Source organism: Kitasatospora sp. NPDC058162, from assembly GCF_042884005.1.
Classification (GTDB): Bacteria; Actinomycetota; Actinomycetes; order Streptomycetales; family Streptomycetaceae; genus Kitasatospora.
This window is the reverse complement of the sequence record NZ_JBHVUS010000002.1, coordinates 596,376-613,781: the sequence shown is the minus strand read 5'-3', so window position 1 is coordinate 613,781 and position 17,406 is coordinate 596,376. Positions and strand designations below refer to the sequence as shown.

Genomic DNA, 17,406 nt, shown 5'->3' with positions numbered 1-17,406 from the left:
ACGGCGCCGCCCTCAGTGCTTCAGGATCTTGGACAGGAAGTCCCGGGCGCGCTCGCTCTCGGGGGCGCTGAAGAAGTCCTCCGGGGCGCGGTCCTCGACGATCCGGCCGTCGGCCATGAACACCACCCGGTTCGCCGAGGCCCGGGCGAAGCCCATCTCGTGGGTGACCACGACCATCGTCATGCCCTCGCTGGCGAGCTGGCGCATCACGTCCAGCACCTCGTTGATCATCTCGGGGTCGAGGGCCGAGGTCGGCTCGTCGAACAGCAGCGCCTTGGGGTCCATCGCCAGGGCGCGGGCGATCGCGACCCGCTGCTGCTGGCCGCCGGAGAGCTGGGCCGGGTACTTGTCGGCCTGGGACGCCAGGCCGACCCGCTCCAGCAGCGCGCGGGACTTGGCCTCCGCCTCGGCCTTGGCACGGCCGCGGACCTTGATCTGGGCCAGCGAGACGTTCTGCAGCACGGTCTTGTGCGCGAACAGGTTGAAGGACTGGAACACCATGCCGACCTCGGCACGCAGCATGGCCAGCCCCTTGCCCTCCTCGGGCAGCGGCTGGCCGTCGATCAGGATGGTGCCGCGCTCGATCGGCTCCAGCCGGTTGATCGCCCGGCAGAGCGTGGACTTCCCCGAGCCGGACGGGCCGATCACCACGACGACCTCGCCGCGGCCGACCGTCAGCTCGATGTCCTGCAGCACGTGCAGCTCGCCGAAGTGCTTGTTGACCCCGCGCATCTCGATCAGCGGGGTGAAGGCCGGGGAACCGGTCGAGGCCGGTTCGGGGGCGGTGGTCACCGGCCGCGCCGTCCCTTCAGCAGCCAGCCCAGCACGCCGCCGGCGACCAGCGTCGCCAGCAGCGCGATCCAGAGCGGCGCGGTCACGGTGAACACCCAGAACTGGATCTTGACCTTGTCGAGGTTGGCGAACAGGAACCACACCGCGAGGATCACGATGACGCCGATCCCGATGTACCGCGTGGGGATCCCGCCGATCTCGCTGCGCTGCGCCCGGGATGAGCCGTCTGAAGTCTTGGTCACCGGAGCAGTCTGCTGGCCGGGCCGGCGATTTGCCCGGTTACGCGCCCTTGCGGGCAAGGGAGTAACCCGCACGGGGCAATCCGGCCCCGTACGGGTTTCGAACCCGCGTTACACTCCCGCGCCCGAAGCCGACCGCCCGCCCAGGGCCGCCCGACGCCGCCCGACGCCGCCCGCTAGCGTTCGTCCCGCCAGGAGCGCCAGAGCGCCGCGTACGGGCCGCCGGCCGCGACCAGCTCCGGGTGGCTGCCGTACTCGCTGATCCGCCCGCCCTCGACCACCGCGATCACGTCCGCGTCGTGCGCGGTGTGCAGCCGGTGGGCGATCGCGATGACCGTGCGGCCCTCCAGCACCCGGGACAGCGAGCGCTCCAGGTGCCGGGCGGCCCGCGGGTCCAGCAGCGAGGTGGCCTCGTCCAGCACCAGGGTGTGCGGATCGGCCAGCACCAGCCGGGCCAGGGCGAGTTGCTGCGCCTGCGGCGGGGTCAGCGCGGTGCCGCCGGAGCCGACCTCGGTGTCCAGCCCCTCCGGGAGGGCGTCCACCCAGGCCCCGGCGTCCACCGCGTCCAGCGCGGAGCGCAGTTCGGTGTCGTCCGCTTCCGGCGCGGCGAGCCGCAGGTTGTCCCGCAGGGTGCCGACGAACACGTGGTGCTCCTGGTTGACCAGGGCGACCTCCGCCCGCACCCGCTCGGCCGGCATCCGGGACAGCGCCGCCCCGCCGAGGGTGACGCTGCCCCGGCCGGGGGCGTAGATCCCGGCCAGCAGCCGCCCGAGGGTGGACTTGCCCGCCCCGGACGGGCCGACCAGCGCGACCCGGCTGCCCGGGGCGACGTCCAGGCTGATCCCGTGCAGGACGTCCGCGCCCTCGCGGTAGCCGAAGCGGACGTCCCGGGCCTCGACCCGACGGCCGTCCGGGCGGGCCGACTCGTCCCCCTCGTGCTCCGGCACCTCGTGCACGCCGACCAGCCGGGCCAGCGAGGCCTGCCCGATCTGCAGCTCGTCGTACCAGCGCAGGATCAGGTCCACCGGGCCGGTGAGCATCTGCGCGTAGAGCACGCCGGTGGTCAACTGGCCGACGGAGAGCCAACCTTTGAGGGTGAACAGCCCGCCGACCACCAGGGTGACCAGCACCGCCGAGGTGTACACGGCGTCGACGGTCGGGAACCAGACCGAGCGCAGCCACAGGGTGTAGCGCTCCCAGGCCAGCCACTCGCGCAGCTTGCGCTCCGTCAGCCGGACCCGCTGCTCGCCCAGGCGCAGCGCCTCGACCGTCCGCCCGGCGTCCACCGTCTCGGCCAGCACGTTGCTGACCGCCGCGTACCCGGCCGCCTCGTTGCGGTAGGACTGCGGCGCGCGCCGGAAGTACCAGCGGGAGCTGGCCAGCAGCAGCGGCAGCCCGACCAGCGAGGTCAGCGCGAGCAGCGGCGAGGTGACCAGCAGGGCGCCGAGCACCAGCAGCAAGGAGACGACCGCGACGGCGAGTTCGGGCACCGCCTCACGCACCGACTTGTCCAGCCGGTCGATGTCGGTGGTGCCGCGGGAGACCAGGTCCCCGGTGCCGGCGCGTTCCAGCACGCCGGTCGGCAGCGCGACCGAGCGGACCAGGAAGTCCTCGCGCAGGTCGGCCAGCACCCGCTCGCCGAGCACCGCCCCGCGCATCCGCGACCAGCCGGTGAAGGCGGACTGCACCGCCAGCGCCAGCAGGTACCAGCCGACCGCCACCGCGATGGTGGCGCCGGCGGTGCCGGTGGCCAGGGACTCGACCAGGCTGCCGAGCACCCAGGGCCCGACCAGCCCGGCCAGGGTGGCCGTCGAGTGCAGCGACACCACCGCGGCGAACCCGCCCCGGTGCCGCCTCGCCAGCACCCCCAGGTACCCGCGCACGGCGGCCGGGGTGCCGACCGGCAGGGTGGTGGTCGGCCCCTGCTCCTGATGGACGGGGGGCTTCATGACGTACTCCTCGCGTGCGGGGCCCGACGGTTGACGGTGGTGCTCCCACCGGTGGTGCTGACGGCGCCGCCGCTCACGGCGACGCCTCTCGTACCGACACCGCTCATACCGGCGCCGCCTCCTCGTCCCGGGTGACCACGGCCCGGTAGGCCGGTTCGGTGCGCATCAGCTCGCGGTGCCGCCCGGCCGCGACCGCCCGGCCCCCGCGCAGCAGCACCACCCGGTCGGCCTGGTCGAGCAGCAGCGGGCTGGTGGCGAACACCACCGTGGTGCGCCCGGCCCGGGTGTCCCGCAGGCCGGCGGCGATCCGGGACTCGGTGTGGGCGTCCACCGCGCTGGTGGGCTCGTCCAGCACCAGGACGGGCGGGTCGGCCAGCAGGGCGCGGGCCAGCGCGAGCCGCTGGCGCTGCCCGCCGGAGAGCGAGCGCCCGCGTTCGGTGATCCGGGCGAGCATCGGGTCGCCCGCGCAGTCCGGCGAGCCGTCCACCAGCGCCTCCAGCACGTCCTCGGAGCGGGCCGCGGCGAGCGCCTCGGCGACCGGGACCCGGCCGGAGGACGGGACGTCCAGCAGCTCGGCCAGCGTGCCGGAGAGCAGCACCGGCTCCTTGTCGTGCACCAGCACCGCCGCCCTGGCCTCGGCCAACGGCACGGTGTCCAGCTCCGTGCCGCCGAGCCGCACCGAGGGCTGGGCCTGCTCGCCCTCGGCCAGCGGGACGTGTCCGCCGAGCCGCTCGGCGAGCGCCCCGGCGAAGTCCGGGTCCCCGCAGACCACCGCGGTCAGTTCGCCGGCCCGGGCGGTCAGCCCGGTGGCCGGGTCGTGCAGGTCGGACCGGCCCGGCCGGGTCAGCACGCCGTCCGCCTCGCCGCTGGTCCGGCTGAGCGAGAGCACCCGCACGGCCCGCCCGGCGGAGACCCGGGCGACGCTCCAGGCGTGCGCCGCCTCGCCCAGGATCCGCAGCGGCGCGGCCAGGAAGGCGGTCGCGCCGTACACCGCGATCAGGGTGCCCACGCCGAGCTCGCCGGAGGCCGCCAGCCGGGCGCCGTACCACGTCACCCCGACCACGAACAGCCCGGGCAGCAGCACCTGTTGGGCCTGCATCAGCGACCACAGCCGGGCCGAGCGGACCGCCGCCGCACGGACCTTCTGGGAGGCCGCCCGGTACCGCTCCAGGAACAGTTCCTCGCCGCCGATGCCGCGCAGCACCCGCAGCCCGGCCACCGTGTCGGCGGCCAGCTCGGTCGCCTTGCCGCCGAGCTCGCGCTGTTTCTCGTAGCGCCGCTCGAACGGCCCGATCAGCGGCCAGACCGAGGCGGCCAGCACCGGGACGCCGAGCAGCACCCCGATCCCGAGCACCGGCTGGACCACCAGCACCACCGCGCTGACGGCCAGCCAGACGATCACCGCGGCCCGCACCCGGGCGACCAGCTCGACGTACCAGCCGATCCGTTCGACGTCCCCGCTGCCGACCGCGACCACCTCACCGGTGGCGATCCGCCGGGACAGCCCGGCGCCGAGGTGCGAGGCCTGACCGGCCACCAACTGCCGCACGTGGCAGGCGGCGTGGATCCAGTTCCAGACCGCCTGACGGTGCAGCAGCACGGTGCCGAGCGAGGCGGTGGCGGCCAGCAGCAGCGCGACCGCGCCGGCCCGCCAGATCCCGCCGGCGTCACCGTCGACGGCGGCCTGCACGCCGCGCCCGAGGGGCACCGGCAGCGCGGCCTGGGCGCCCATCTCGAGCAGCGCCCAACAGGTGGCGCGGACCTGCCCGCGCCGCTGGGCGCGCTGCAGCCAGCGCAGGAAGGCCAGCGGTGAGGAGAGGTCGGGACTGCCGGGGTCGGCCAGCGGCAGTGGGGTGAGCGGCATGACACTCCGATGCGGGGGGTGCGAAGGGTGCGGGAGCTGCGAGGTGTGCAGGAGGTGCGAGCGGAGGGGGAGATCCGGGCGGTCCGAAGTCGCGGGGGAACGGACACCCGGAGGCGCGGCGCAGCGGCGCGGCGACGGCGACGCGTCCGGCGGGGAGGCCGGACGGGCGGTGGAGGGGTACGAAGGACCCAGGTCTCAGGAGGTCATGTCCGCGAGCCTGCCAAGCCCGGTGTGATCCACGCAACAGGTTTTCCGCCGACCCCGTCGCACTCCCGTCGCGCTCCCGCCCCGCTCCCCGGCGCACCACCCCGGAGCCCGGCCCCGGCGCACGCCACGCCGTCGTAAAGCTTCGCCAAAGATTCGCCCGAACGGCGGGAACAATCGTGCCGGGGCACCAGTTGCCCCCTCTGGAACCAACGGACAACCAGGAAGGCACCCCTTCCCGTGAGCAACATCCCCAGCGTCACCCTGAACGACGGCGCTCAGATCCCGCAGCTCGGCTTCGGCGTGTGGCAGGTGCCGGACGCCGAGGCGACCCCCGCCGTCCGCACGGCGCTCGAGGCGGGCTACCGCTCCATCGACACCGCCGCGGTGTACGAGAACGAGGCCGGCACCGGAGCGGCCGTCACCGAGGCACTGGCGGGCGGCCTCGCCCGCGAGGACCTCTACGTCACCACCAAGCTGTGGAACTCGGGCACCCGCGACTGGTCGGGCGAGCAGGGCCGCGACGCGGTGCTGCGCGAGTTCGACGCCTCCCTGGAGAAGCTCGGCCTCGACTACCTCGACCTGTACCTGATCCACTGGCCGCGCCCGATGCACGGCACCTTCCTGAACGTCTGGAAGGCCCTGGAGCAGCTGAAGGAGGGCGGCCGGGTCAAGTCGATCGGCGTGTCCAACTTCGGCCCGGAGCAGCTGACCCGCCTGCTGGACGAGGCCTCGGTCGTCCCGGTGCTGAACCAGGTCGAGCTGCACCCGTACTTCCCGCAGGAGGAGCTGCGCGCCTTCCACGCCGAGCACGGCATCGCCACCGAGGCGTGGAGCCCGCTGGGCCAGGGCGGCGAGCTGCTGGCCGAGCCGGCGCTGGCGAAGATCGCCGGGAAGCACGGCCGCACGGTCGCCCAGGTGGTGCTGCGCTGGCACCTGCAGAACGGCGTGATCGCCATCCCGAAGTCGGTCACCCCGTCCCGCATCCGGGAGAACCTGGACGTCACCGGCTTCGAGCTGGACGCCGAGGACGTCGCGGCGATCGCCGGTATCGCCACCGGCAAGCGGATCGGCCCGGACCCGCAGGGGTTCGACTGGAACTGATGACCGCCGCGGGGGCGCGGGCCGACCTGGCCCGGCGCCCCCGGGAACGGCAATGACACCGACGCAATCCTGAGCGCCGGTCATATCGAAGTACCGCTCGTTCCGGTCAGGGACGAGCGGCACTTCGGCGTGCCCGGATTCACCGGCCCCGACGGTCAGCAGCTGCCGACGGCCGTGGGCTTCAGGAGACTTGGTGAATCGTTTTGGCTGTTGTTACCAAAGCTTGGGCTAGAGCCTGCCCGCCTTGGCGATGAGCGCGAGTGCCACCTCGTGCTCCTCCTCCGCGAGCGGAGCGAGCAGCAGCCGCTGGACTTCGGCCACTCCGGCGGCCGAGCGGTGCAGCAGGTCCTGACCCGCCGGAGAGAGCGAGAGCAGGTTGCGCCGCCCGTCCGAGGGGTCGCGCCGACGCTGCACCAGACCGCGGCGCACCAGCCGGCTGACCATCTCGGCCATCGTGGCCTTGTCCAGCGAGGCCAGCTCGCCGACCGTGCGCTGGTCCGCGCCCGGCTCCAGCTCCAGGGCGTCCAGCACGGCGTACTGCGGAGCCGTCAGCTCCGCACCGACGTGCTCGGACCAGAGCTTGGTGTGCACCTGCTGGCCGACCCTGATCAGGTAGCCGATCGCCCGCTGGGCGTCCAGTATCGGCCGCGCGTCGGTGAAGACGGCCACCGCCGCGGGTTCCAGCCTGGCTATCTTGGCCATCACCCGGACGATTTCGACCTGCTCGTCCGGCGTGAGCGGCTCGAACAGCACCCGCTGGACGCGGACCACACCACCGGTGGCCTCGCGCACCGCCTGGGCGCCGCTCTGCGAGAGGGCGAGCAGTTTGCGCCGGCCGTCGGCCGGGTCGCGCCGTCGCAGCACGAGGCCGCGGCGGACCAGCCGCGCGACCATCTCCGCCATCGTGGCCTTGTCGAGCGAGGCCCGCTCGCCGACGGTCCGCTGGTCCGCGCCCGGTTCGAGGGCGAGCACCAGCAGGACCGCGAACTGCGGAGCCGTGAGATCGGCTCCGACGTGCTCGGACCACAGACGGGTGTGAACCTGCTGTGCAACGCGAATGAGGTGTCCGGGCGACTGCTGCAGTCGCGCGGACACGCGGGTTGTCGGGATCTCCCCCAGCACCATGTATCCGTCCCGATGTCACACCCGGTGTGTGTGGGACACCCGGGTGGGGCAGTAACGGCGAGTGGGCGTCCAGCTATGAGGGAGGGCGCTCCAGCCGTGCAGCCGGTGGCTGCTGGCGGACACTATACAAACGGCGGGCCCTTGCTGGCAGGCAGGGGCGGATAGTAGACGCAGGTTCGGCAACATTGGCATATTTACGCGCTGCCACACCCTTGCAGTAACCCGTTCTCAGCAGAAAGCCGACCGGTCGGTCCTTACCGACCGTCACCTGGGCCTCTCCACCCTGGCCGCCGCCCCTACCCGCCGGTAGGGTGTGGGCTCCCTCCCCGGGGGCACTCCCCCGGAGGCACCCCCGAGAGAGACGAGAGCGAGCATGACCGAGCAGAGCACCGCCACCCGGGTAGCGGTCGTCACCGGCGCCGCCCGCGGCCTCGGCGCCGCCACCGCCGTCCGACTGGCCGCGGACGGCTACGCGGTGGCCGTCCTGGACCTGGACGAGGCCGCCGGCAAGGACACCGTCGACCGGATCACGGCCGCCGGCGGCCGGGCGCTGGCCGTCGGTGCCGACGTCTCGGACGCCGAGCAGGTCCAGGCCGCCGTCGACCGCGTGGCCGCCGAGCTCGGCGCCCCGGTCGTGCTGGTCAACAACGCCGGCGTGCTCCGCGACAACCTGCTCTTCAAGATGTCCGAGTCCGACTGGGACACGGTCATGAACGTGCACCTGCGCGGCGCCTTCCTGATGACCCGCGCGGTGCAGAAGCACATGGTGGACGCCGGCTTCGGCCGCATCGTCAACCTGTCGTCCTCGTCCGCCCAGGGCAACCGCGGCCAGGCCAACTACTCGACCGCCAAGGCCGGCCTGCAGGGCTTCACCAAGACTTTGGCCATCGAGCTGGGCAAGTTCGGCATCACGGCCAACGCCGTGGCCCCCGGCTTCATCGCCACGGACATGACGGCGGCCACCGCCGCCCGGGTCGGCATGGACTTCGAGGACTTCAAGCGGGCCGCGGCCTCCCAGATCCCGGTCCAGCGGGTCGGCGAGCCCGAGGACGTGGCCAACACGATCTCGTTCCTCGCCGGTGAGGCCGCCGGCTTCGTCTCCGGCCAGGTGATCTACGTCGCGGGCGGCCCCCTGGACTGAGCACTGAACCTACACAGGGTTACCACGGGGTGGGAAGCCGGGCGGACCGGCCTCCCGCTCCGTTTTCTTTACCGGGGCTTTTGCAGAATCATTCGAAGACCACACTGGCATTCGATCCGAGAATCGTGGAAATCACTCCCCGGGTCACCCGGGGCGGACGCAATTGTCGATTTCCCGGGAAAATGACAATTCCCTCCGGAATGGCCCCGGCGGGATGGGTATGGTCACCCCGTGCAATCCAGAAGTACCGCCGCTCGCATTCCGCGACAGGAGCCGGATCGACGCACCGCCGACCGCCGGGAACTCCCCGGCCCCGACCGCGCTCCCGCCCGCACCGCCCACCGCGCTCCCGACCGCCGGGAGCTCCCCGGCCCCGACCGCGGGGAGCTCGGCTGGCCCCCGATGAGCCGCCGCCGGGCCGCCCTGTTCGCCGCCACCTTCACCGCCTACCTGCTGGTGCTGGCCGGCGTCCTGCTCAACACCGACCTGGTCGACCTCGACTGGTCGGTCCGGCTGCTGCGCCCGTACGAGCGGTGGCCGAGCCTGGAGCCGCTGCTCGACAGCTGGGTGGTGGCCGGGCAGCGCGGACCGAGCGCGATCGCCGCCTTCGCCTGGCTGTTCTGGCGCGCCCACCGCCTCGGCCGGCTGCGCCCGCTGCTGGTGATGGGGGTCGCCCTGCTGCTGCTCAACATCACGGTCGGCGCCGTCAAGATCGTCACCGGCCGGCTCGGCCCGCACTACGCCCAGTACGTCGGCTCCCCCGAGCTGTTCTCCGGCGGCACCATCTTCCCCTCCGGCCACACCGCCAACGCCGTGGTGACCTGGGGCGTGCTCGCCTACCTCGCCGTCCGCTGGCGGCGCACCGGCGCGGTGATCGCCGCCGCCACCGCCTGCTCGATCGGCCTCACCACGGTCTACCTGGGCACCCACTGGGTCTCCGACGTGCTGGCCGGCTGGGCCGCCGGGCTGCTGGTGCTGCTCTCGCTGCCCCTGCTGGAGCCCCTGGTCGCGGTCGCCGAACAGCGGCTGCACCGACGGCTCGCGCGCTGAGCCCCACCGCCCGACCCCGCAGCCCGGCCGCGCCGCCCGACACCGACCTGGCCCCGACCGCTCCCGCCCCCACGAGCGGCCCTACCCCTCCCAGCTGCGCTCGACCAGGCCGTCCCGCACCGCGAGGTTCAGCCGCCCCTCCCGGTACTCCATGGTGATCATCTGCCCGGGCTCCAGCACCCGGACCGAGGCCCAGCCGTGCCGCCGGGCCAGCTCCCGGGCCCGCTCGGTCCGCAGCCCCGCGTAGCCCTCGGCGTCCTCCCCCGTCGTGCCCGCTCCCACGGCGTCCGACCCCGTCATCGTGCCTCCCCGGCTCTCCCCCTCGGACGTACGCTGGAATCGTAGCCCCCACCCGCGCGGCCCGGAGGTGAACGCGGATGCGCACCACGACCCCGCGGCGGTGGCGCAGCGGCACCGAGCCGGCCACCGCCCGCAGCGACCTCAAGCTCCGCTACCTGCTCTCGCTGACCTTCACCCCGCTGTTCGCGCTGGGCACGGCCGGTTTCGCGTTCTGGGCGGCCTCCTCCCCGGTCGACGGCGCCCCCAGCCGGGGCACCCTCACCGGCTTCGCGATCGCCCTCGGGCTGCTCACCCTGTTCGCCGTCGTCGATCTCGTGGTGGTCGTCCGGCGCCGCCGGACCGAGCTCTGACGCGGTGTCTCCCACGGAGTGGGAAGCCGGCCCGCCCGGCTCCCCACTCCGCCGCGCGCTACCTGCTGCCGACCGCCTGCTTCACCAGCGTCCGGCCGAAGTCCCACATCAGGCCGTTGCCCCGGTGGGCCTCGTCCATGATCTCGGTGAACGCGTCGACGAACCGGTCCACGTCCTGATCGGTGATGATCAGCGGCGGGATCAGCTTGATCACTTCCAGGTGGTCCCCGGACACCTGGGTCAGGATCCGGTGCCGCTGCAGCAGCGGGACGACCACCATCTGCGCGAACAGCCCCTTGCGCGCCGCCTGGAGGGCCGTCCAACCGGTGCGCAGCTTCAGCGACTTGGGCCGGCCGAACTCGATGCCGATCATCAGCCCGCGGCCGCGCACCTCGGCGAGCAGCTCGTACCGGTCGACCAGCGCCGTCAGCCGCTCGCGGAACCGGTCGCCGACCTGCCGGGCGTTCTCCACCACCTTCTCGTCGCGCATCACCTCCAGGGTCGCCAGCCCGGCCGCCATCGCCTGGGCGTTGGACCCGAAGCTGGCCGAGTGCACCAGCACCCGGTCCATCGAGGAGTACACCTTCTCGAAGATCCAGCTCTTGCCGAGCGTCGCCCCGACCGGCACGTACCCGCCGGAGAGCGCCTTGGCGGCGCACACCAGGTCGGGCAGCACGCCCTCCTCGTGCTGGTAGGCGAAGAACTCGCCGGTGCGGCCGATCCCGGTCTGCACCTCGTCGCAGATCAGCAGCGCCTTGTGCTCGTGCAGCAGCGCCTGGGCGGCCCGCAGCCAGCCGGGCGGCGGCGCCTGGACGCCCTTGCCCTGGATCGGCTCGACGATCAGCGCCGCGACGTCCCCGCGCTTCAACTCCTTGGCCAGCGCCCCGATGTCGCCGAGCGGGATGGCGGTGTCCGGCAGCAGCGGGTCGAAGCCCTTGCGGAAGCCGCTCTCCCCGTTGACGGACAGCGAGCCGGTGGTCAGCCCGTGGAAGGCGTGGTCGGCGTAGAGGACGCGCCTGCGGCCGGTGGCGTAGCGGGCGAACTTCAGCGCGGTCTCCACCGCCTCGGTGCCGCTGTTGCCGAAGAACACCCGGTCCAGCCCGGGCGCGTACGACAGCAGCCGCTCGGCCAGCAGCCCGGGCAGCGGCGAGCAGTCGAAGCGGACCAGGTCCGGCAGGTCCAGGTCCATCACCTGCTGGATCGCCGAGCGCACCGCCGGGTGGTGCCGGCCGAGCGCGAAGATGCCGAAGCCGGCCAGCATGTCGAGGTACTCGTTGCCTTCGGCGTCGTAGAAGTACTGGCCCCGCGCGCGCTCGTAGTACTTGTCGAAGCCGATGGTGTGGAGCATCCGCGGCAGCTGCGGGTTGAGGTGGCGGCTGTGCAACTCGTAGCGCTCGCCGCCGCGTTCGGCGAGGAGGGCGGCGAGGTCGAAGGCGGGGCGGTCGGGGTCAGCCGGCATGGCGCGGGTTCGCTCCTCGGGTCGGTAGCAGGTTCTTGGCGAAGACGGCGGTCTGGGCCGCGACCCCGGTGCCGGTGAGGCCGGTCTCCTCCAGGATCTCGCCGCGCGCGGCGTGGCCGAGGAACTCCTGCGGCAGGCCGAGCACCCGTACCGGGACGTCCACGTCGGCGTCGCGCAGCGCCTGGGCGACGGCCCAACCGACGCCGCCGGTACGGCCGTTGTCCTCGACGGTGACCACCAGCCGGTGGCCGGCGGCGAGTTCGACCAGCGCCGGATCGACCGGCTTGACCCAGCGCGGGTCGACCACGGTCGCGGTGAAGCCCTCGGCCAGCAGCAGCCGGGCCGCGTCCAGGCAGGCGGAGGCGGTGGCGCCGACGGCGACCAGCAGGATCTCCGGCGCCGGCCCGGTGCGCAGCAGCACGTCCGTCCCGCCGATCCGTTCGACCGCCTGGACGACCGGCCCGACGTTGCCCTTGGGGAACCGGACCACGGTCGGCGCGTCCTCGACCTCGACGGCCTCCCGCAGCTGGGCCCGCAGCTGCTCGGCGTCGCGCGGCGCGGCGAGCCGCAGTCCGGGGACGACCTGGAGGATCGACAGGTCCCACATGCCGTTGTGCGAGGCGCCGTCCGAGCCGGTGACCCCGGAGCGGTCGAGCACGAAGGTGACGCCCAGCCGGTGCAGGGCGACGTCCATCAGGACCTGGTCGAAGGCCCGGTTCAGGAAGGTCGCGTAGACCGCCACCACGGGGTGCAGCCCGCCGGTGGCCAGGCCCGCCGCGCTGGTGACGGCGTGCTGCTCGGCGATCCCGACGTCGAAGGTCCGGGCCGGGTACGCCTTGGCGAACGGCGCCAGCCCGACCGGCTGGAGCATCGCCGCGGTGATCGCCACCAGGTCGGGCCGCTCGGCGCCGAGCGCGAGCAGTTCCTCGCCGAACACCGAGGTCCAGGAGACCCCGGCGCTGGGCGAGATCGGCAGGCAGGTGTACGGGTCGATCGGGTTGACGGCGTGGAAGCGGTCCGCCTCGTCCTGTTCGGCGGGCCGGTAGCCGCGCCCCTTGACGGTCAGGCAGTGCACGATGACCGGGCCGCCGAAGTTCCTGGCCTGCCGCAGCGCCTGCTCGACCGCGCCCAGGTCGTGGCCGTCGATCGGCCCGAGGTACTTGAGCCCGAGGTCCTCGAACATGCCCTGCGGGGCGAAGGCGTCCTTGAAGCCCTTCTTGGCGCCGTGCAGCGCGTCGAAGATCGGCTGGCCGACCAGCGGGGTGCGCTGCAGCGCCTCCTTGCCGAGCGCGAGGAAGCGCTCGTAGCCCTGGGTGGTGCGCAGGGTGGCCAGGTGGTTGGCGAGGCCGCCGATGGTCTTGGCGTAGGAGCGCTCGTTGTCGTTGACGACGATGACCAGCGGCCGGTCCCGGGCCTCGGCGATGTTGTTGAGCGCCTCCCAGGCGAGCCCGCCGGTGAGCGCGCCGTCGCCGATCACCGCGACGGTGTGCCGGTCGTGCTGGCCGAGCAGCTGGGCGGCCTTGGCGAGCCCGTCGGCGTAGGAGAGCGCGGTGGAGGCGTGCGAGTTCTCGACCAGGTCGTGCTCGGACTCGGCCCGCGAGGGGTAGCCGGACAGCCCGCCCCTCATCCGCAGCCGGGAGAAGTCCTGGCGGCCGGTGAGCAGCTTGTGGACGTAGCTCTGGTGGCCGGTGTCGAAGACGATCCGGTCGTACGGGGAGTCGAAGACCCGGTGCAGCGCGATGGTCAGCTCCACCACGCCGAGGTTGGGTCCGAGGTGGCCGCCGGTGCGGGTGACGGCGTCGATCAGGAAGTCGCGGATCTCGTCGGCGAGCAGCGGCAGTTCGGCGGCGGGGAGCTTGCGCAGCTCGGCCGGGGACGTGACGCGGGAGAGCAGTGACACGGGTACACCTCACGACTCGGAGCGGTGGTGCCTCCGCCCGGCGAGGGGGCGGGGCCGGCCCGGGCACGACGGCCCGGGCCGGACGGGAGCTCAGGACGGAGCGGCTGCGGTACCGGGCGGCGCCGGCCCGGCTCAGCGCCCGCGGTTGGAGCTGACGGTCTCGGTGATGGCGCGCAGCGACTGCTGGAGCGAGCCGATGGTCGCGAGGACGGCGGTCGGCTCGTAGCCGCAGTGGGCCATGCAGTTCTCGCAGCGCGGGTCCTTGCCGCGCCCGTACTTGCTCCAGTCGGTCTTCTCGACCAGCTCGCGGTAGGTCGGCACGTAGCCGTCCGCCATCAGGTAGCAGGGCCGCTGCCAGCCGAACAACGAGTAGTTGGGGATGCCCCAGGGGGTGCACTCGAAGTCGGCCTTGCCCTCCAGGAAGTCCAGGAAGAGCGGGCTGTGGTTGAGGCGCCAGCGCTTGCGGTTGCCGCCGGCGAAGGCTTTGCGGAAGAGCTCCCGGGTCTGCTCGACGCCGAGGAAGTGCTCCTGGTCGGGGGCCTTCTCGTAGGCGTAGGCCGGGGAGATCATCATCTCGTCGACCTTCAGCTCGTCGTTGAGGAAGTCCAGGACGTCGATGACGGTCTGCGCGGTGTCGGTGTTGAAGAAGGTGCTGTTTGTGGTGACCCGGAAGCCGCGCCGCTTGGCCTCCTTGATCGCCGCCACCGCCTCGTCGAAGGTGCCCTCCTTGGCCACCGACTCGTCGTGCCGCTCGCGCAGGCCGTCGATGTGCACCGCGAAGGTGAAGTACGGCGAGGGCTTGAACTTGTCCATCTTCTTGCGCATCAGCAGCGCGTTGGTGCAGAGGAAGACGTACTTGCGGCGCTCCACCAGCTGCCGGACGATCTCGTCGATCTGCGGGTGCATCAGCGGCTCGCCGCCGGCGATCGAGACCATCGGGGCACCCGACTCCAGGACCGCGCCGACCGCCTGGGCGACGGGCATCCGCTGCTTGAGCACGCCCGCCGGGTGCTGGATCTTGCCGCAGCCCTCGCAGGCGAGGTTGCAGGCGAACAGCGGCTCCAGCTCGACGATCAGCGGGAACTTGTCCCTTCGCTTGAGCAGCTTCTGCTGCATCAGGTAGGTGCCGACCCGCACGGTCTGGCGCAACGGCATGGCCATGGCTAGCTCGCCTCCTGGGGGAGCGTCGAGGATGTGGGGTGGTTCAGGACTGCGGAGCGGGTGTCGAGCTCCTGTCGGTACCAGTCGACCAGGGCGGGTACCGTCGCCCGCAGGGTGCGCCAGGCGCGCACCCCGGCCGGCAGCGTGCCCGGCCGGAGCAGCTCGTGGTCGGGGGTGTCCACCACCACCCGCAGCACGGCCACGGGCAGTGCCGGGCGCATCTCCCGCAGCGCGGCCAGGACGGCGGCGGCCTCCATGTCGACGGCCAGCGCCCCCTGGAGGTGCAGGGCCCGCCGCTCGATGCCGCGCACCACGTGGTCGGCGGTGTGGTGCACCCCGGTGTGCGCGGTCAGACCGTGCTCCTTGAGCGCCCGGGCCAGTTCCGGCCCGGAGTCGACCGGGTAGAGGTGGCCCTCGGCGTCGCGCACGCCGTCGGCGGCCACCACCTCGCCCGGCGCCACGCCCGGTCCGACGGCGGCGCCGAAGCCGGCCACCACCACCGCGCCGTAGCCGCCCGGGGCGGAGCCGAGCACGCGCCGCACGGCCGTCCCGGCGCGCCGCCGGCCGACGCCGGTGCGCACCAGGACCGGGGAGCCGCCGGCCGCGCCGCGCCAGTCACCGCCGCGCAGGGCCCACACCTCGGGGCCCAGGGCGCAGAGCACCAGCAGCGGGGCGGTGGTCACCGCCCCGCCCCGATCGACGGGGTGCCGCCCGGCTGCACCATCCCGGGGCTGCCGTTGAGGTAGCGGCCGAGCGCGGTGACCGGGAAGACCAGCCGGTACAGGTGGTAGTTGATGGAGAAGTCCCACGGGAAGCCGGTGCCGGTGAACTGCGGCTCGTCCCAGGTGCCCTCGGGCAGCTGGGTGCGCACCAGCCACTCGACCCCGCGCTCCACCGCCGGGTTGGCCCGGCCGTCCGGGCCCTCGCCCGCCGCGAGCAGCGCCATCAGCGCCCACGCGGTCTGCGAGGCGGTGGAGTCGCCGCGGCCGGCCCAGCGCGCCGGGTCGTCGTAGGAGCGCATGTCCTCGCCCCAGCCGCCGTCGGCGTTCTGCCGGTCCTCCAGCCAGCGCACCGCCCGGCGGATCGCCGGGTGCTCGTCCGGGACGCCGGCCGCGACCAGGGCGGGCAGCACCGAGCCGGTGCCGTAGATGTAGTTGGTGCCCCAGCGGCCGAACCAGGAGCCGTCCGCCTCCTGGTCGCGCAGCAGCCACTCGATGCCGCGCCGGGTGCGCGGGTCCCGGGCCCGGCCGGTCTCGGCGAGCATCTCGACCACGTGGGCGGTGACGTCCGCGGACGGCGGGTCGACCACCTCGCCGAAGTCGCAGAACGGCAGCTTGTTCGGCAGCAGGCTGGTGTTGTCGACGTCGAAGGCGCCCCAGGCGCCGTTCTTGGACTGCATGCCGAGGTTCCACAGCACGCCCCGGTCCACCGCGGCGTCGACCCTGGGCTGGTCCGGATGGGCGACCCGGCGCAGCGCCAGCACCACCTCGGCGGTGTCGTCGATGTCGGGGTAGGTGTCGTTCTCGAACTCGAAGGCCCAGCCGCCGGCCGGCAGGGCGGGCCGCTGGACGGACCAGTCGCCGCGCTTGCGGATCTCCTCGCCGAGCATCCAGTCGACAGCGGAGACCAGCGCCGGGTGGTCGGCCGGCACCCCGGCGTCGACCAGCGCGATGGTGGCCAGGCAGGTGTCCCAGACCGGGGACTGGCAGGCCTCCATCCAGCGCATGCCGTCCTCGGTGTGCACGGTGAAGCGGTCGAAGGAGGAGAGCCCGGCCTTCATCACCGGGTGCTCCAGCTCGTAGCCCTCCAGGTGCAGGGCGATCAGCGAGTAGACGGCGGGCGGCTGGATCCCGCCCCAGCAGCCGTCGGCCTCCTGCCGCTCGACGATCCAGCGGCAGGCCTGCGCGACGGCGAGTCGGCGCAGCGGCCGGAAGGCCCGGTGGTGGTAGGCGTGCAGCGCCTTGTCCAGGCGCTCGAACAGGCCGTCCCAGCTGGTGGCGGGGGCGAGCGGCCGGTCGGGGTACGGGTGGTCCGGGTCGGTGTGCAGTTCGGTGAGCGCGAAGGGGGCCGGACGGACCGGGCGGTGGGACGAGACGATGGTCAGCGGGACGATGGTCTGCCGGGCCCAGCAGCCGAAGGCGTAGATGTTCAGCGGCAGCCACTTGGGCAGGAAGATGATCTCGGGCGGCATCTCGGGCAGCCGGTCCCAGGGCCACCAGCCGAAGAGCGCGAGCCAGATCCGGGTGAACACCCGGGCGGCCGCGATGCCCCCGGCGGAGCGGACGTAGCGCGCGGCGGCCAGCATGTGCGGGGCGTCCGGGTCGTCGCCGGCGAGCTTGAGGGCGACGTAGGCCTCGACGGTGGTGGAGAGTTCGGCCGGTCCGCCGTGGAAGGTGGCCCAGGTGCCGTCCTCCCGCTGCTGGGAGCGGATCCACTCGGCGGCGGCCCGGGTCAGCTCCTCCGTCCTGATGCCCAGGAACTGGCGGAGCAGTAAGTCCTCGGCGTCCATGGTGACGTTGGTCTCCAGGTCGCCCTTCCACCAGCCCTCGGAGGACTGCAGCGAGAGCAGGTGGGTGGTGGCGCGCGCGAGGGCCTCGCGCGCGTCGCCGGGCTGCCGGTCCGCCTCACCGGCCGGCCGCGGCCGGTCGGTGTCCTCGGGCTGCCACCGCCCCGCACCCAGCAGGGTCGGGGGGCGGTCGCCCACCGCGACCGGCTCGGGATCGTACTCAGGGTCGAGCCGGCCGTCCGCGGTTGCTGTCAACGTAACG

15 protein-coding genes are annotated in these 17,406 nt (G+C 73.2%); 4 read left to right on the top strand and 11 right to left on the bottom strand.

The annotated features are described in order from the left end of the window. Positions 1–12: 12 nt before the first annotated feature. From ACFVXG_RS06200 to ACFVXG_RS06185, 4 genes are all read right to left on the bottom strand, one after another. Entirely contained in the window at positions 13–741 is a 729-nt protein-coding gene (locus ACFVXG_RS06200) for an amino acid ABC transporter ATP-binding protein (protein WP_387924895.1), read from the bottom strand. A 47-nt stretch (positions 742–788) separates the two neighbouring features. Further along, positions 789–1,034 carry a lipopolysaccharide assembly protein LapA domain-containing protein gene (locus ACFVXG_RS06195; protein WP_188305686.1) on the bottom strand — a complete coding sequence of 82 codons (246 nt, stop codon included), beginning with the start codon at positions 1,032–1,034 and terminating at the stop codon, positions 789–791. 173 nt (positions 1,035–1,207) lie between these two features. Continuing rightward, complete coding sequence (locus ACFVXG_RS06190; RefSeq protein ID WP_387924791.1) at positions 1,208–2,980, bottom strand: ABC transporter ATP-binding protein; 1,773 nt, start codon at positions 2,978–2,980, stop codon at positions 1,208–1,210. A gap of 103 nt (positions 2,981–3,083) precedes the next feature. Further along, positions 3,084–4,844, bottom strand: coding sequence for an ABC transporter transmembrane domain-containing protein (locus ACFVXG_RS06185; RefSeq protein ID WP_387924789.1), 1,761 nt, complete (start codon positions 4,842–4,844; stop codon positions 3,084–3,086). Positions 4,845–5,288: 444 nt separating this feature from the next. On the opposite strand from ACFVXG_RS06185, the gene ACFVXG_RS06180 reads away from it, so the two are divergent. Then, entirely contained in the window at positions 5,289–6,152 is an 864-nt protein-coding gene (locus tag ACFVXG_RS06180) for an aldo/keto reductase (protein WP_387924787.1), read from the top strand. A gap of 228 nt (positions 6,153–6,380) precedes the next feature. On the opposite strand, the gene ACFVXG_RS06175 is transcribed toward ACFVXG_RS06180, so the two are convergent. Continuing rightward, positions 6,381–7,277 carry a MarR family winged helix-turn-helix transcriptional regulator gene (locus ACFVXG_RS06175; RefSeq protein WP_387924785.1) on the bottom strand — a complete coding sequence of 299 codons (897 nt, stop codon included), beginning with the start codon at positions 7,275–7,277 and terminating at the stop codon, positions 6,381–6,383. A gap of 373 nt (positions 7,278–7,650) precedes the next feature. On the opposite strand from ACFVXG_RS06175, the gene fabG reads away from it, so the two are divergent. Together fabG and ACFVXG_RS06165 are read left to right on the top strand one after the other, a co-directional pair. Beyond that, on the top strand, positions 7,651–8,418 hold the full coding sequence (gene fabG, locus ACFVXG_RS06170; protein WP_387924783.1) for a 3-oxoacyl-ACP reductase FabG: 768 nt from the start codon (positions 7,651–7,653) through the stop codon (positions 8,416–8,418). A gap of 231 nt (positions 8,419–8,649) precedes the next feature. Next, entirely contained in the window at positions 8,650–9,468 is an 819-nt protein-coding gene (locus ACFVXG_RS06165; protein WP_387924781.1) for a phosphatase PAP2 family protein, read from the top strand. 81 nt (positions 9,469–9,549) lie between these two features. On the opposite strand, the gene ACFVXG_RS06160 is transcribed toward ACFVXG_RS06165, so the two are convergent. Next, positions 9,550–9,768: an I78 family peptidase inhibitor gene (locus ACFVXG_RS06160; RefSeq protein WP_387924779.1), complete on the bottom strand. Its 219-nt coding sequence runs from the start codon at positions 9,766–9,768 to the stop codon at positions 9,550–9,552. Between the two features lie 77 nt (positions 9,769–9,845). Between ACFVXG_RS06160 and ACFVXG_RS06155 the strand changes: the two genes are divergently transcribed. Further along, positions 9,846–10,118, top strand: coding sequence for a DUF6343 family protein (locus tag ACFVXG_RS06155; protein WP_350505953.1), 273 nt, complete (start codon positions 9,846–9,848; stop codon positions 10,116–10,118). Between the two features lie 58 nt (positions 10,119–10,176). Here ACFVXG_RS06155 and ACFVXG_RS06150 read toward each other — a convergent pair whose 3' ends face one another. From ACFVXG_RS06150 to shc, 5 genes are all read right to left on the bottom strand, one after another. After that, the gene (locus ACFVXG_RS06150) at positions 10,177–11,577 is read right to left on the bottom strand and encodes an aspartate aminotransferase family protein (RefSeq protein WP_387924777.1); all 1,401 of its coding nucleotides are present in this window, start codon (positions 11,575–11,577) and stop codon (positions 10,177–10,179) included. Further along, positions 11,567–13,477, bottom strand: coding sequence for a 1-deoxy-D-xylulose-5-phosphate synthase (gene dxs, locus ACFVXG_RS06145; RefSeq protein ID WP_387924775.1), 1,911 nt, complete (start codon positions 13,475–13,477; stop codon positions 11,567–11,569). Before dxs ends, ACFVXG_RS06150 begins: the two co-directional genes overlap by 11 nt. Before the next feature lie 132 nt (positions 13,478–13,609). After that, positions 13,610–14,638, bottom strand: a complete 1,029-nt coding sequence (gene hpnH, locus ACFVXG_RS06140) for an adenosyl-hopene transferase HpnH (RefSeq protein WP_350505950.1) — start codon at positions 14,636–14,638, stop codon at positions 13,610–13,612. A gap of 2 nt (positions 14,639–14,640) precedes the next feature. Further along, positions 14,641–15,321: a 1-hydroxy-2-methyl-2-butenyl 4-diphosphate reductase gene (locus ACFVXG_RS06135; protein WP_387924774.1), complete on the bottom strand. Its 681-nt coding sequence runs from the start codon at positions 15,319–15,321 to the stop codon at positions 14,641–14,643. Further along, a complete protein-coding gene (gene shc / locus ACFVXG_RS06130; protein ID WP_387924772.1) occupies positions 15,318–17,399 on the bottom strand; it encodes a squalene--hopene cyclase in 2,082 nt (693 codons plus the stop codon). Before shc ends, ACFVXG_RS06135 begins: the two co-directional genes overlap by 4 nt. Between the last annotated feature and the right edge of the window lie 7 nt (positions 17,400–17,406).